Annotated in this window: 13 protein-coding genes; 4 read left to right on the top strand and 9 right to left on the bottom strand. The window is 67.7% G+C overall.

From position 1 onward, the window contains the following. Positions 1-39: 39 nt before the first annotated feature. The 8 genes from H536_RS0104145 to groES all read right to left on the bottom strand — a co-directional run bounded on the left by H536_RS0104145 (position 40) and on the right by groES (position 7,485). Positions 40-723: a hypothetical protein gene (locus H536_RS0104145; RefSeq protein ID WP_024349267.1), complete on the bottom strand. Its 684-nt coding sequence runs from the start codon at positions 721-723 to the stop codon at positions 40-42. Positions 724-749: 26 nt separating this feature from the next. Then, positions 750-2,906, bottom strand: coding sequence for a xanthine dehydrogenase family protein molybdopterin-binding subunit (locus tag H536_RS0104140; protein ID WP_024349266.1), 2,157 nt, complete (start codon positions 2,904-2,906; stop codon positions 750-752). Between the two features lie 4 nt (positions 2,907-2,910). Beyond that, entirely contained in the window at positions 2,911-3,369 is a 459-nt protein-coding gene (locus H536_RS0104135) for a (2Fe-2S)-binding protein (protein WP_009208293.1), read from the bottom strand. Between the two features lie 270 nt (positions 3,370-3,639). Next, the gene (locus tag H536_RS0104130; protein WP_024349265.1) at positions 3,640-3,822 is read right to left on the bottom strand and encodes a CsbD family protein; all 183 of its coding nucleotides are present in this window, start codon (positions 3,820-3,822) and stop codon (positions 3,640-3,642) included. Positions 3,823-3,917: 95 nt separating this feature from the next. Next, the gene (locus H536_RS0104125) at positions 3,918-4,688 is read right to left on the bottom strand and encodes a sulfite exporter TauE/SafE family protein (RefSeq protein WP_024349264.1); all 771 of its coding nucleotides are present in this window, start codon (positions 4,686-4,688) and stop codon (positions 3,918-3,920) included. Between the two features lie 205 nt (positions 4,689-4,893). After that, entirely contained in the window at positions 4,894-5,313 is a 420-nt protein-coding gene (locus tag H536_RS0104120; protein WP_024349263.1) for an RrF2 family transcriptional regulator, read from the bottom strand. Between the two features lie 133 nt (positions 5,314-5,446). Then, on the bottom strand, positions 5,447-7,105 hold the full coding sequence (groL, locus tag H536_RS0104115; protein ID WP_024349262.1) for a chaperonin GroEL: 1,659 nt from the start codon (positions 7,103-7,105) through the stop codon (positions 5,447-5,449). Between the two features lie 83 nt (positions 7,106-7,188). Next, positions 7,189-7,485, bottom strand: coding sequence for a co-chaperone GroES (groES, locus tag H536_RS0104110; RefSeq protein WP_024349261.1), 297 nt, complete (start codon positions 7,483-7,485; stop codon positions 7,189-7,191). A gap of 300 nt (positions 7,486-7,785) precedes the next feature. Here groES and H536_RS0104105 point away from each other — a divergent pair, with 300 nt between their 5' ends. From H536_RS0104105 to H536_RS0104090, 4 genes are all read left to right on the top strand, one after another. After that, positions 7,786-8,676: a TIGR01459 family HAD-type hydrolase gene (locus H536_RS0104105; protein ID WP_024349260.1), complete on the top strand. Its 891-nt coding sequence runs from the start codon at positions 7,786-7,788 to the stop codon at positions 8,674-8,676. Continuing rightward, a complete protein-coding gene (locus H536_RS0104100) occupies positions 8,676-9,656 on the top strand; it encodes a bifunctional riboflavin kinase/FAD synthetase (protein WP_024349259.1) in 981 nt (326 codons plus the stop codon). Before H536_RS0104105 ends, H536_RS0104100 begins: the two co-directional genes overlap by 1 nt. Positions 9,657-9,901: 245 nt before the next feature. Next, a complete protein-coding gene (gene ileS / locus H536_RS0104095) occupies positions 9,902-12,901 on the top strand; it encodes an isoleucine--tRNA ligase (RefSeq protein WP_155898372.1) in 3,000 nt (999 codons plus the stop codon). Between the two features lie 181 nt (positions 12,902-13,082). Further along, a complete protein-coding gene (locus tag H536_RS0104090; protein ID WP_024349257.1) occupies positions 13,083-13,766 on the top strand; it encodes a hypothetical protein in 684 nt (227 codons plus the stop codon). A 69-nt stretch (positions 13,767-13,835) separates the two neighbouring features. Here H536_RS0104090 and H536_RS0104085 read toward each other — a convergent pair whose 3' ends face one another. Next, entirely contained in the window at positions 13,836-14,318 is a 483-nt protein-coding gene (locus tag H536_RS0104085; protein ID WP_024349256.1) for a nucleoside deaminase, read from the bottom strand. Positions 14,319-14,363: the final 45 nt, after the last annotated feature.

The following is a 14,363-nucleotide window of genomic DNA, read 5'->3' as shown; positions in this document are numbered from 1 at the left end:
GGGACCCGCCTGCAAGATCTCGTCATGGATGCTGGCCGGTCAGCCGGCCGGGCAATGGGCCCCGGTCGCGGCCCAGGCCTCGTAGAGCGCGCCGAACTGCTCCTGCGTGCCCGGCACCTTCTCGCGGCCTTGGCCCGGATTCCAGCCCCAGCCGACCAGATCGTCGGCGGCCATGTGCTCGACGAGCTCGGCCAGGGTCTTGCCGCCATTGCGGTCCTGATCCTTGATCTGCACGCAGATCTCGGCCAGCGAACGGCCCTCCCAGGCCATCTCGATCGGCGCGACATGCCAGTTCGGATTGCCGGGGATCGAGCGGATGCCCTCGGCCTGCGCCACCACCTCGACATTCTCGGGACCATGGCAGGTGTTGCACATCATGCCGGGGGCGCCGAAATTGGAATCGCCGCGCACGACGGGCGGCTGATGCTCGCGCATCTCCATGCCCTGGAGCGGCGAATTGCCCGCCGGATGGCAGTTCACGCAGCGCGGATGCAGGAGCACCTTGCCGGTTTCCTCGAAGATGGCGATCGAGCGCTGGGTCTCGTCGGCGATCCCGTCGAAGGCCGAGACCGGCTTCAGGGTCCGCTCGGGATCGGCCTGGGGCGCGACGGCAGGCGTCGAGGGTTCGGGCGCCGCGGGCGCGCGTTCCTGCGCACCGGCCGGACCCATGACGAGGCCAGCGGCGACGAGGATGCCGGCGAAGCGGCCGGCCAGGGATGTCATTGACGTCACAGATGCTGTCCTGTCGTTCACGAGACGAGATTGCCGACGATCGGCAGGCGGCGCACCGGCTGGCCGGTCAGGCGACGCCAGGCATTGGCGACGGCCGGTCCGATCGGCGGAGTGCCGGGTTCGCCGACACCCGTCGGCGGCTCGCTGGAAGGGATGATGGCGACCTCGACCTCGGGCATCTCGTTGATGCGCAGCGAGCGATAGTCGTGGAAGTTGGACTGGACGACGCGGCCGCCGTCGCCGAGCGTGATCTGGTCGTAGAGGATCGCGCCGAGGCCGTAGCCGATGCCGCCCTCCATCTGGGCCCGGATGATGTTCGGATTGACGGCAACGCCGCAATCGACCGCGCACCAGACCTTGTGGACCTTGGGAGCCCCGTCCTCGCCGATGGAGACCTCGGCGATCTCCGCGACATAAGTGTTGAAGCTCTTGTGGACCGCGACGCCGCGCTGACGGCCTTCCGGCGCGGGCGTGCCCCAGCCGGCGATCTCGGCGACCTTCTTCAGGACGGCCGTGTGGCGCGGGTGTTCGCCGAGCAGCGCCAGGCGCCCCTCGACGGGATCCTTGCCGGCCTTTTCCAGCATCTCGTCGAGGAAGGTCTCGACGGCGAAGGCGGTGTGGGTGTGGCCTACCGAGCGCCACCACAGGATCGGCACCGGCAGCTCGGTCTGATGGGCGTAGACCCGGCGATTGGGGATCGCATAGGGCAGGTCCGAGGCGCCCTCGACCGTCGTCTCGTCGAGCTCGGTCTTGTTCATGATCGACTGGCCGGCGATCTTGTGGTCCCAGGCGACGATGTTGCCCTCAGCATCGATGGCGCCCTTGATCGCGTGAACGTAGATCGGACGGTAGAAGCCGCCGCGAATGTCGTCCTCGCGGGTCCACATGTGCTTGATCGGACGGTCCATGCCGGACGCCTTGAAGGCGGCTGCCGCCTCGCGCATGTAGGGCGAGCCGAACTGGGCGCGGCGGCCGAAGCTGCCGCCGGCAAGCTGCATGTTCACCCGCACCTTCGACGCGTCGACGCCGCAGACCTCGGCGATCGCGGCCTTGTCCTGGCCGGGGAACTGCGAGCCGTTGTAGCAGTCGATCGAGCCGTCCTCCTGCTTGATCAGCACCGCATCTAGCGGCTCCATCGGGGCATGGGCGAGGAAGGGGAAGACGAGGTCGGAGTGCATCGTGGTGATGCCGTTCGCCGAGGAGGCGCCGTCGACATCGCCTTCATTGGCCGCCTCGAGCCCTTCGCCGGAGAACAGCGCGCGGTAATCCTCGTAGATCTCCTCGCTGGAGCGCGACTCGGCGGTGGTCAGGTCCCAGACGATCTTCAGCGCATCGCGCGCCTTCAGGGCGGCATAGGTGTTCTCGGCATAGACCGCGATGCCCTGCGGAATCTGCTGGATGTCCACGACGCCGGGGATCTGGCGAGCCGCAGTATCGTCGAAACTCTGCACCGTGGCGCCGAAATGGGCCGGATGCGCGACCATGGCGATCATCATGTTGTCGGCGAGGACGTCGAGGGTGAAGACCGCCTTGCCATTGGTCTTTTCCGGCGTGTCGAGCTTCGGCCGGTCGGTGCCGATCAGGACGAAGTCCTTCGGATCCTTGAGGACCGGATCGGAAGGTGCATCCATGGTGGCGGCCTTGTCGGCGAGTTCGCCGAAGCCGGATTCCTTGCCGGAGGCCGCATGGGCGATGCGACCCTTGGAGACGGTGATCTCCTCGGCCGGTACGCCCCATTCCTCGGCCGCCGCGGCGACCAGCATGGCCCGTGCGGTGGCGCCGGCCTTGCGCATCTGCTCGTAGGAATTGGCAATCGACGTCGAGCCGCCGGTGCCCTGCAGGCCGAAGGCGAGGTTCTTGTAGGTCTCGTCCGCGGGCGCCGCGGCGGCGCGCATCTGGCTCCAGTCGGCGTCGAGTTCCTCGGCGACCAGCGTGGTCAGGCCCGTATAGGGACCCTGGCCGAACTCGATATGCTTCGACAGGACCGTGACCGTGCTGTCCGGGGCGATGCGCACGAAGGCGTTGAATTCGCTGGCCGGGCCGGCGGGACCGGCCGGTGCGCCCTGGATCAGGGCAGCGGCGGCCTTGGTCCGCGAGGCCAGCGCCACGCCGATGACGAGACCGGTGCCGATCAGAAAGTTGCGGCGGGTCGGGTTGATGGTCTGGATACCCATGGGATCAGCCCTCCAGCGTGTCGGAGGCGTCGTGGATCGCCTGGCGGATGCGTTGATAGGTGGCACAGCGGCAGATGTTGCCGGCCATGGCGTTGTCGATGTCCTCGTCGCTCGGCGTCGGATTGAACTGCAGCAACGAGACCGCCGACATGATCTGGCCGGACTGGCAATAGCCGCATTGCGGCACGTCGATGGCGGTCCAGGCGGCCTGCACGGCCTCCGCTTCCGCGCCCTCGACGCCCTCGATGGTGGTGACGCTGGAGCCGTCGACGGTGGAGATCGGCGTGATGCAGGAGCGCCGGGTCATGCCGTCGAGATGCACGGTGCAGGCGCCGCACTGGGCGATGCCGCAGCCATATTTGGTGCCGGTCAGGCGCTCGGCGTCACGGATGACCCAGAGCAGGGGCGTGTCGGGATCGCCGTCGAACGTCTTCTGTTCGCCGTTGAGTGTGAAACTGATCAAGGGAAGCCTCCTTCAGGGCGGCCGGTCAGGCAGGTGCCGCCACGCGGCTCCGTCATGATTTGGATTGATTCCAAAATAGCCGAACAGCGGGAAACGGCAACCACAATCGGGTGGCCGCACCGTCGTCGAGAGGGGAGGAGGGTTCGGAATTGCTGCGGCGCACACAGTGCGTCACGCGGGGCCCAATGGTGGACGTGCGGCGGGGTCTGCACATGAAAAAGGCCGCCCCATGGGGACGGCCTCTCGAAACGTCTGCGGCTCGTAGCGCGATCAGCTGGTCTGGTCGTTCACCGCGTCCTTGACCTTGCCGTAATTCTTCTGGGTCTTGCCTTCGATTTCGTCGGCCGCACCCTCGCCCTTCAGGCGCTCGTTGCCGGTCAGGTCGCCGGCAGCCTGCTTGAGCTTGCCACCGGCTTCGGTGGCGGCACCCTTGACTTCGTTCTTGTCGACCATTGGACATTCCTTTGCTTCGTTGCCGGCAGTGTCTGCCAAGCTTCGATATCCAAACGGTTTTCGGGTGCGGTTGTTCCGGGAAAACTGCGGCAAGTTCAGCGGATGAGGCCGACGATCTGGGTGATGGCCAAGCCGCAGACGAGAAGACCGACGATGCGCAACAGCGCCGTCTCCGGGATCCGGCGCACGATCACGCCGGCGAAGGGCGCCGCCGCGACGCCGCCGACGATCAGGCCGAGAATGGCGAGGCCGTGGGTCGTCAGGTCGCCGGCCTCCTCCCAATGTCCGGTGACGAGCGCGAAGACGAAGGTCAGCGAGACCGAGAGGGTGACGAGGAACTCGGCCGTGTTGACCGTGCCGATGACGTAGCGCGGCTGGCCGCCGGCGCCGAGCAGGCCGGAGGTCACGATCGGTCCCCAGCCGCCGCCGCCGACCGCGTCGAGGAAGCCGCCGCAGGCGGCCAGCGGCATGGAGGTCGCGGGCGAGACCGGCCTGCTGGGGATCTTCCGGAACGAGCGGACGAGGAGATAGACGCCGATCACCGCCAGATAGGCGCCGACATAGGGGCGCAGAATACTGCCGGAGATGCTGGTCAGGACGTAGGTGCCGAGAACGCCGCCGAGAATGCCGAGGGGCACGAGGCGCCAGAACAGCTTCCAGTCGACATTGCGGTTGGCGAGATGCGCGGTGCCCGACGCCGCGGTGGTGAAGAGTTCGGCCGTGTGGACCGAGGCCGAGGCCGCGGCGGGCGCGACGCCGAAGGACAGGAGCACGGTGGAGGAGACGATGCCGTAGGCCATGCCGAGCGCGCCATCGACGAGCTGGGCGAGGAAGCCGACGGCAAGAAACAGGAGGAAGTCGCTCATGGAAGACCCGGTCGTTGGAGACCGGATCAGGCTATCTTATTCCTATCTCGTGGATAGGAATAGAAGTTCGGCGGAGGGCCTGCCGCGCGCACATCCTGTGCGTATTTCGCCGACCCATGAGATCGGACATCTTCGACGCCTGCGGGGCGGTGGTGTGACTGCACATGCCAGGGCGGATGCCCGGGCGGACGGGGCGCGTCCCGGACTAGGCAGGATCGTCGGCCCGCTCCCCTTCGCCGAAATGCCGGGCTTCCAGAATGGCGGCGGTGGCGTCGCGCACCGCCAGAAGCGCGGTGCGGGTCTCGCAGGTCTCCACGTCGCGGCAATCCTCGCAGCGGCGATAGGCGGTGCGGGACGCGCAAGGGGCGAGCGCCAGCGGACCGTCCACGACGCGGAGGACATCGGCGAAGCTGATCTGGTCGCCGGGCCGCGCCAGTCGGTAGCCGCCACGCGCCCCCCGCAGACTGACGAGGAGGCCGGCCTGTTTCAGTTCGGCCAGGATCGCTTCGAGGAACTTGCGCGGAATCTGCTCTTCGGCGGCGATGACGGCGGCCGATACGGGCGCGGCCCGCGGCGCGATGTTCCTCAGGGAGCGGATGGCGTAGCGGGCGCGCTGCGAGATCATGGCATGTCTATCGCAAGGCGGGCGCGGCCGGGCAAGCCGGTGCTGCCGCAGGCGGGCAGGGCACATGAAAAAGGGGCCCGGCGATGCCGAGCCCCTCGATAGTCCGGATGAATGTCCGGCCGGTTCGGACTTCTTAGAAGTCCATACCGCCCATGCCACCCATGCCGCCCATGCCGCCGGGCATGCCGCCGCCGCCACCGCCGGCCGACTCCTTCTTCGGAGCCTCCGAGATCATGGCTTCGGTGGTGACCAGCAGGCCGGCGACCGATGCCGCGTCCTGGAGAGCCGAGCGAACGACCTTGACCGGATCGACGATGCCCATCTGGATCATGTCGCCATACTCGCCCGTCGCGGCGTTGTAGCCGAAGGACAGGGACTCGTTCTCGAGGATCTTGCCCACGATGATCGAGCCTTCCGCGCCGGCGTTCTGGACGATCTGACGGATCGGAGCCTGAAGCGCCTTGCGGACGATGGCGATGCCGGCGTCCTGGTCGGCATTGATGCCCTTGATGGTGACGGCGTTGGAAGCGCGCAGCAGCGCGACGCCACCACCGGCCACGATGCCTTCTTCGACGGCCGCACGGGTCGCGTTGAGGGCGTCGTCGACGCGGTCCTTCTTCTCCTTGACTTCGACTTCCGTCGCACCGCCGACGCGGATGACGGCGACGCCGCCTGCGAGCTTGGCGAGACGCTCCTGGAGCTTCTCGCGGTCGTAGTCCGAGGTGGTCTCCTCGATCTGACCCTTGATCTGGCCAACGCGGGCTTCGATCTGGGTCTTCTCACCGGCACCATCGACGATGGTGGTGTTTTCCTTGGTGATCGAGACCTTCTTGGCGCGGCCGAGCATGTCGAGGGTGACGTTCTCGAGCTTGATGCCGACGTCCTCGGAGATGACCGTACCGCCGGTCAGGACGGCGATGTCCTCGAGCATGGCCTTGCGGCGATCGCCGAAGCCCGGTGCCTTGACGGCCGCGATCTTCAGGCCGCCACGCAGCTTGTTGACGACCAGCGTGGCCAGGGCCTCGCCCTCGACGTCCTCGGCGATGATGAGGAGCGGCTTGGAGGACTGCACGACGGACTCGAGGACCGGCAGCAGCGCCTGGAGGTTGGAGAGCTTCTTCTCGTGCAGGAGGATGTAGCAATCCTCGAGCTCGGCGACCATCTTCTCCGGGTTGGTCACGAAGTACGGCGACAGGTAGCCGCGGTCGAACTGCATGCCTTCGACGACTTCGAGCTCGGTCTCGGCGGTCTTGGCTTCCTCGACGGTGATGACACCCTCGTTGCCGACCTTCTGCATGGCCGAGGCGATCATCTCGCCGATTTCCTTCTCGCCATTGGCGGAGATGGTGCCGACCTGGGCGACTTCGTCCGAGGTGTCGATCGAGCGGGCGGCAACGCCGAGCGCCTCGACGACCTTCAGAACGGCCGCGTCGATGCCGCGCTTGACGTCCATCGGGTTCATGCCGGCGGCAACGGCCTTGGCACCCTCGCGGACGATCGCCTGGGCGAGAACCGTCGCGGTGGTCGTGCCGTCACCGGCCTTGTCGTTGGTCTTCGAGGCCACTTCGCGCACCATCTGGGCGCCCATGTTCTCGAACTTGTCCTCGAGCTCGATCTCCTTGGCGACCGAGACACCGTCCTTGGTGATGCGCGGGGCGCCGAAGGACTTGTCGATGACGACGTTGCGGCCCTTCGGGCCGAGGGTCACCTTGACCGCGTCGGCAAGAATGTCGACGCCACGCAGCATGCGCTCACGTGCGTCGCGGCCGAACTTTACTTCTTTAGCTGCCATGTTCGTATTCTCCCGGGCGCGCCATCTGATCAGGCCGCGCCGTTTCGAAGTTTCGTGGAATTACGGAAATCGCAGGCGCCTGATCAGGCGACGACGCCCATGATGTCGGATTCCTTCATGATCAGGAAGTCTTCGCCGTTCAGCTTGACCTCGGTGCCCGACCACTTGCCGAAGAGGACGCGATCGCCCGCCTTCACGTCCAGCGGCACGACCTTGCCCGAATCGTCACGAGCACCGGAACCGACGGCGACGATCTCGCCTTCCTGCGGCTTCTCCTTGGCGGTGTCCGGAATGATGATGCCGCCAGCCGTCTTGGCTTCGGATTCCACCCGACGGACCACGACGCGGTCGTGCAGAGGACGGAAATTCACAGCTGCCATGTTCGTTGAACCCTTCGTTGACGGATATGGCCGGACCCGCTTTTCGGCATCCGGCGTGAACAACTGGCACTCACCTGGGGCGAGTGCTAACGACGATGGAGATAGTGTCGCAGCCGGCGCGGTGTCAAGCGGTCGGCGCATCGCGTCATCGAAGTTTCGTTAATCGCCGTCCGGGATCGGCCCGGCATCCCTGGGCGGGGTTGACGCGGCAGGTGCGGGCGCTTGCGACAGCGCTTCGCCTTGACCGGTCGGCAGGCCGCCTCTATCGGCACGGGACAGGCAATGGCAGCGTGGACACCGATGGAAACTTCTCTCTCCGACACCGGCCGCGGGACGGATACCGTCCGACCGCCGCAGGACGTCCGGCCGATCGCCGCGCTGGCCGAGATCGCCGGCGACTACGACGCGATCTTCTGCGACGTCTGGGGCGTCGTCCACAATGGCGTCGTCAAGCATCCGGCCGCCGAGGCGGCGCTGACGGCGGCGCGTGCGGCGGGCGTCAAGGTGGTGCTCCTGACCAACTCGCCGCGCCCGTCGGCCGGGGTGGTCGCGCAGCTCGGCACGATGGATTTCTCCCACGACGCCTATGACGCCATCGTCACCTCCGGCGACGCGACGCGCGCCCTGATCGCCGATGTCGCGGGTCCGGTCTTCCATATCGGGCCGGAGCGTGACTACGACCTCTTCGCCGGCATCGACGTCGATCTGGTCGGCGAGGCCGAGGCGAGGGCGGTGATCGTCACGGGCCTCTACAACGACGAGGTCGAGACGCCGGCAGACTATGCCGACATGCTGGCCCGGCTGCAGGCGCTCGACCTGCCGATGATCTGCGCCAATCCGGACATCGTCGTGCATCGCGGCGAACGGCTGATCCCGTGTTCCGGGGCGCTGGCGCGCGACTACGGCCTGATCGGCGGCACGGTGCGCCTTGCCGGCAAGCCGCACCGGCCGATCTACGACGTCGCGTCGCGCGTCCTCGATCTCGGGGCGTCGTCGCGGGTGCTGGCGATCGGCGACGGGCTGATGACCGACGTGAAGGGCGCCAATGATTTCGGCGCCGACGCACTGCTGATCACCGACGGCATCCATGGCGAGGAACTGGCGTCGGCGGATTCGGCGACGCAGACCGTCGCCGCCGTCCTGTCGGAACGCGGCCTGACGGCGCGCTACTTCATGGCTGCCCTGACATGATGCCAGACGCGATCGCGCGTCTCGGCTCGGTCGCGGACGTGCCGGCGGATCTGCGCGGCGCCGTGGTGGCGGTGGGCAATTTCGACGGCGTGCATCGCGGCCATCAGGCCGTCCTGGGAGAGGCCCGGACCATCGCGGCGGCCGAAGGACGACCGCTCGTCTGCCTGACCTTCGAGCCGCATCCGCGCTCGGTGTTCCGGCCCGACCAGCCTGTCGCGCGGCTGACACCGGCACCGATGAAGGCGCGCCTTCTGGAGATGCTCGGCTTCGACGCGGTGGTCGAACAGGGGTTCACCCGCGAGTTTGCCGGCCTCGCGCCGGAAGCCTTCGTCGAGACCGTGCTGGTCGAGGCGATGGGCGCCCATCACGTGGTCGCCGGCTTCGACTTCCATTATGGCGCCAAGCGTGGCGGCACGCCCGAGACGCTGGCCGGGGCGGGTCGGATGCATGGCTTCGGCGCCACCCTTGTGCCGGCCTTCGTCGACGAGGGCGGCGAGACGGTGTCGTCGAGCCGGATCCGCGACCGCCTCGGGGAGGGCGCCGTCGCCGAGGCCGCGGGGCTGCTCGGCTACCGCTGGACGATTGCCGGCGAGGTGGTCGGCGGTGCCAGGCTCGGCCGCACGCTGGGCTATCCGACCGCAAACATGGTGATCGAGCCGGACAGCCTGTTGAAGCACGGCATCTACGCGGTGCGCCTGCGCCGTGCCGACGGCACGCTGCATGACGGCGTGGCGAGCTTCGGCCGCCGCCCGACCTTCGACAATGGCGCGGCGCTGTTCGAGACCTTCCTGTTCGACTTTTCGGGCGATCTTTATGGCGAGACCGTTTCGGTGTCGCTGTTCGGTTTCCTGCGCGGCGAGGAGCGCTTCGACGGCGCCGAGGCGCTGATTGCCCAGATGGATCGCGACGCGGAAGAAGCCCGCGCGATGCTCGCCGGCGTCGCGCCGCTCGGCGGCCTCGACCGCCGCATGGCGTTCTGAGCCTTCACCCTCGCCCAGGGGCGGCGACGCCCGCCCTGCGGCGGCGCGTTCTTTCCATCTGGGCGCGGAGTTGCTAAAGCCACGCCATGTTGGATCCACGCGCAATACTCCGTCCGGGCCGAATTAGTCGCCCGGCCTTCTGACCGGCCAGGCCGGAGAAGGTCCGGGTTGCCGGCCATTTGCGCCACCACGCCTCCTTTTCTCGCGCCGCCGTCACGACCGCGGCAGACGACATGGCTGAATTCATGAGCGACACCAAGAACGACACTGCGGCCGGTTCCGCCACCGGGATCGACTACGCCAAAACGCTGTTCCTGCCCGAAACGCCGTTTCCCATGCGCGCCGGCCTGCCCAAGGCCGAGCCGGAATGGATCGGCAAGTGGGACGCGATGGACCTCTACGGCACCCTGCGCCGGGAATCGGCCGGCCGGCCGAAATACGTGCTGCATGACGGGCCGCCCTACGCCAACGGCAACCTCCATATCGGCCACGCCCTGAACAAGGTGCTGAAGGACGTCATCACCCGCTCGTTCCAGATGCGCGGCTACGACGCCAATTACGTGCCGGGCTGGGACTGCCACGGCCTGCCGATCGAGTGGAAGATCGAGGAGCAGTACCGGGCCAAGGGCAAGAACAAGGACGAGGTGCCGGTCAACGAGTTCCGCAAGGAATGCCGCGACTTCGCCGCCCATTGGGTGGGCGTGCAGACCGAGGAGTTCCGCCGCCTCGGCGTCGAGGGCGACTTCAAGGACCCGTATCTGACCATGGCCTACGGGGCGGAGTCGGTGATCGCCGGCGAGCTCCTGAAATTCGCCATGTCGGGCCAGCTCTATCGCGGCTCCAAGCCGATCATGTGGTCGGTGGTGGAAAAGACCGCGCTGGCCGAGGCCGAGGTCGAGTATCACGACCATGAGTCCGACACGATCTGGACCAAGTTCCCGGTGCGCGGCAGCGAGGCGCTTGCCGGTGCGGCCGTGGTCATCTGGACGACCACCCCCTGGACGATCCCGGGCAACCGGGCGATCGCCTATTCGCCGCGCATCGCCTACGGCCTCTACGAGGTGACGGCCGGGGAAGACGCGGAGAATCCGCGCTGGGCGAAGGCCGGCGACCGGCTGGTGCTGGCCGACGCACTGGCCGCCGACGTCCTGTCCAAGGCGCGGGTGCCGGAGGACGGCTATCGCCGCGTGGCGGACGTTCCGGCCGGCGATCTCGCGGGCCTCGTCTGCGATCATCCGCTGAAGGGTGTCGGCGGCGGCTACGATTTCGCCGTGCCGCTGCTCGAGGGTGACCATGTCACCGACGATGCCGGTACCGGCTTCGTCCACACCGCGCCGGGGCATGGCCGCGAGGATTTCGACGCCTGGATGGATGCGCGCCGCGACCTCGAAAAGCGCGGCATCGACACAACCATCCCCTTCACCGTCGACGACGACGGCTTCTACACCAAGGACGCGCCGGGCTTCGGCCCGGACGCCGAGGGCGGGCCTGCACGGGTCATCGACGACAAGGGCAAGAAGGGCGACGCCAACAAGCGGATCATCGCCGCGCTGATCGAGGCCGGAAATCTGCTCGCTCGCGGGCGGCTGAAGCATTCCTATCCGCATAGCTGGCGGTCCAAGAAGCCGGTGATCTTCCGCAACACGCCGCAATGGTTCGTCCATATGGACAAGGACCTCGGCGGCTACGGCCTCGACGGCCAGTCGGCAAACGCTGGCACCGAGGACACGTTGCGCAACCGTGCGCTCGGCGCCATCGACGCGACGCGCTTCGTGCCGGCGTCGGGCCAGAACCGGCTGCGCGGCATGATCGCCGACCGGCCGGACTGGGTGTTGTCGCGCCAGCGCGCCTGGGGCGTGCCGATCTGCGTCTTCGCCGACGAGAATGGCGAGGTGCTGAAGGACGAGGCGGTCAACGCCCGCATCCTCGAAGCCTTCGCGGCCGAGGGCGCCGACGCCTGGTTCGCCGACGGCGCCAAGGAGCGCTTCCTCGGCAACGAGCACGATGCCGACAAGTGGACCATGGTCCGCGACATCCTCGACGTGTGGTTCGATTCCGGCTCCACCCACGCCTTCTGCCTGGAGAAGCGGCCCGACCTGAAATGGCCGGCCGACCTCTATCTGGAAGGCTCGGACCAGCATCGCGGCTGGTTCCATTCCTCGCTGCTGGAATCCTGCGGCACCCGCGGCCGGGCGCCCTATAACGCCGTCCTCACCCATGGCTTCGTCATGGACGAGGAAGGGCGCAAGATGTCGAAGTCGCTCGGCAACGTCGTCACCCCGCAGGATGTCATCAAGCAGTCCGGCGCCGACATCCTGCGGCTTTGGGTGGTCAGCTCCGACTATTCGGAGGATCTGAGGCTCGGCAAGACGATCCTGCAGACCAACATCGACAGCTACCGCAAGCTGCGCAACACGCTGCGCTGGATGCTGGGCACGCTCTCCCACGACGAGGGGGAGACGGTGCCGCTGGCCGAGATGCCGGAGTTGGAGCGGCTGATGCTCAACCGGCTGGCCGAGATCGACGAGATCGTGCGCAAGGGCTACGATTCCTTCGACTTCAAGCGGATCAGCCGGACGCTGCTCGACTTCGTGGTGGTGGAGCTGTCGGCGTTCTATTTCGACATCCGCAAGGACGCGCTCTATTGCGATCCGCTGTCCTCGACGCGCCGCAAGGCGTCGTTGCAGGTGGTCCGCATCCTGTTCGACCACCTGGTGACCTGGATGGCGCCGATGCTACCCTTCACCATGGAGGAGGCGTGGCTGTCGCGCTATCCGGAGGCGAAGTCCGTGCATCTGGAAAGCTTCCGCGACGTCGATCCGGCCTGGCGCGACGGCGAGCTGGCCGCCCGCTGGCAGAAGCTGCGCCGGGTGCGCCGCGTCGTCATGGGCGCGCTGGAGGAAAAGCGCCGCGAGAAGGTGATCGGCTCGTCGCTGGAAGCCTCGCCGGTGGTCCATGTCGAGGATGCCGAATTGCGGGCAGAGGCGGCCTCGGTCGACTTCGCCGAGATCGCCATCACCTCGGGTGTCGTCATCTCGGCCGAGCCGGCCCCGGCGGATGCCTTCCGTCTGGCCGACACGCCGGGCGTCGCCGTCGTCTTTCGCAAGGCGGAGGGCACCAAATGCGCCCGCTCGTGGAAGATCACCGGCGATGTCGGTTCCGACCCGGCCTTCCCGGACGTGTCGGCGCGCGATGCGGCGGCGCTGCACGAGCTGAAGGCGGCGCGGCGGCTGACGGCGGCCTGAACGCGGCGGTCAATCACAGCGTGCGGCGGCCCCGGCGGTGGCCGCACGCTTGCAGAACCCATTGCAGCAGCCTAGAACTGCGCCCGGAATTCGCCAGATTTCCGTGACATGCGCAGGGTCTGCCCGACCGGCCGCATGCCGGTATGGGGGGCGGAAATGATCGGCTAGGGGGCCGTACCGGATGACATCGAAGACAGTCCGCAATGCGCTTCGCGCTACGGCTATCGGAGCGGCCAGCCTGGCGCTGACCGGCTGTCTGGGACCGACCTACGGCACCGGCAAGTCGCAGGGCGAGACGCTGTTCGACGATCTCAACAACGTCGTCAGCCTCGGCGGCGACAACAAGAGCGCCGAGATCGCCTATGCGCCGCGCCCCGAGCTGGTGAAGCCCGAGAACACCGGTGTCCTTCCGGCGCCGCAGACGGCGCGCAACACGACCGGTGATCCGAACTGGCCGGAATCGCCCGAACAGCGCAGCGCCCGCCTGCAGGCCGCCGCCTATCAGGGCGATGGACCGATCCCGGCGGATGTCGCGACCGCCCGCAAGGAAGGCGTGACGCAGGCCTATCTCGATCGCACCAGCAGCGACGGCTTCGATTTCGGTAAGAACAACGACGACGCGCCCTTGTTGACGCCGCAGCAGCTGCGCAGTCGCGGCGAACTCGTGCGTGCCCGCCTCAAGGAGCGCGCACAGGGCAGCCCGGCCCAGCGCAAATATCTGAGCGAGCCGCCGGTCGCCTATCGCCAGCCCGCGGCCACCGCCCCGGTCGGCGATCCGGGCGTCGACGAGAGCGTCAAGGAACGGCGCCTGCGCGGCAGCGGCGAGGGCCTCGGCTCGAAGATCCGCGACCTCCTGCCGTTCTGATCACGCCCGTTCGCCGGGCGGTTCGTTCCTGAGACACGCGCATGCGGTGTCGCCGGTAGGCGGGCGCGGTCAGGACCGCCGCGCTCGAAAGAAACCGCGCAGAAGCTCGGCGCTCTCGCGGGCCGCGATGTCGGAATAGACCTCGGGCGCGTGGTGGCAGGTGGGCTGGCTGAAGAAGCGCGGCCCGGCATCGACGCCGCCGCCCTTGGGATCGGCCGCGCCGTAATAGAGCCGCCGGATGCGCGCAAAGGAGATCGCCGCCGCACACATGGCGCAGGGCTCCAGCGTCACGTAGAGATCGCAGTCCGGCAGGCGTTCGGAACCGAGGCGGGCACCCGCCGCACGGATCGCGACGATCTCGGCATGGGCGGTGGGATCGTTGCGCTGGCGGGTCTCGTTGCCGCCGCGGGCGATGACCTCGTCGCCGCGCACGATGACCGCACCGACGGGCGTCTCGTTCCGCGCCGCGGCCAGACGGGCTTCCTCGAGGGCGATGTCCATGAAGGTCGGGCGGGGCAGAGGCGGCTCCTTGGTCTGTCGATCCGGCCGCATGGCGCGGTCCGAATCCCGTTCCCCTTTGACGGGCGATGCTGTAGA

It is taken from the genome of Aurantimonas coralicida DSM 14790, from assembly GCF_000421645.1.
In the GTDB taxonomy this organism is placed as follows: domain Bacteria; phylum Pseudomonadota; class Alphaproteobacteria; order Rhizobiales; family Rhizobiaceae; genus Aurantimonas; species Aurantimonas coralicida.
Note: the sequence above shows the minus strand (reverse complement) of the source record. Positions and strands in the feature narration are given on the sequence as shown.

Excerpts from the sequence above, each read along its gene's own strand:
- groES (WP_024349261.1), bottom strand. The coding sequence starts at position 7,485 with ATGGCAGCTGTGAATTTCCGTCCTCTGCACGACCGCGTCGTGGTCCGT.
- H536_RS0104120 (WP_024349263.1), bottom strand. The coding sequence starts at position 5,313 with ATGATCTCGCAGCGCGCCCGCTACGCCATCCGCTCCCTGAGGAACATC.
- H536_RS0104125 (WP_024349264.1), bottom strand. The coding sequence starts at position 4,688 with ATGAGCGACTTCCTCCTGTTTCTTGCCGTCGGCTTCCTCGCCCAGCTC.
- H536_RS0104105 (WP_024349260.1), top strand. The coding sequence starts at position 7,786 with ATGGAAACTTCTCTCTCCGACACCGGCCGCGGGACGGATACCGTCCGA.
- ileS (WP_155898372.1), top strand. The coding sequence starts at position 9,902 with ATGAGCGACACCAAGAACGACACTGCGGCCGGTTCCGCCACCGGGATC.
- H536_RS0104140 (WP_024349266.1), bottom strand. The coding sequence starts at position 2,906 with ATGGGTATCCAGACCATCAACCCGACCCGCCGCAACTTTCTGATCGGC.
- H536_RS0104100 (WP_024349259.1), top strand. The coding sequence starts at position 8,676 with ATGCCAGACGCGATCGCGCGTCTCGGCTCGGTCGCGGACGTGCCGGCG.
- H536_RS0104085 (WP_024349256.1), bottom strand. The coding sequence starts at position 14,318 with ATGCGGCCGGATCGACAGACCAAGGAGCCGCCTCTGCCCCGCCCGACC.
- H536_RS0104130 (WP_024349265.1), bottom strand. The coding sequence starts at position 3,822 with ATGGTCGACAAGAACGAAGTCAAGGGTGCCGCCACCGAAGCCGGTGGC.
- H536_RS0104145 (WP_024349267.1), bottom strand. The coding sequence starts at position 723 with ATGACATCCCTGGCCGGCCGCTTCGCCGGCATCCTCGTCGCCGCTGGC.
- groL (WP_024349262.1), bottom strand. The coding sequence starts at position 7,105 with ATGGCAGCTAAAGAAGTAAAGTTCGGCCGCGACGCACGTGAGCGCATG.
- H536_RS0104090 (WP_024349257.1), top strand. The coding sequence starts at position 13,083 with ATGACATCGAAGACAGTCCGCAATGCGCTTCGCGCTACGGCTATCGGA.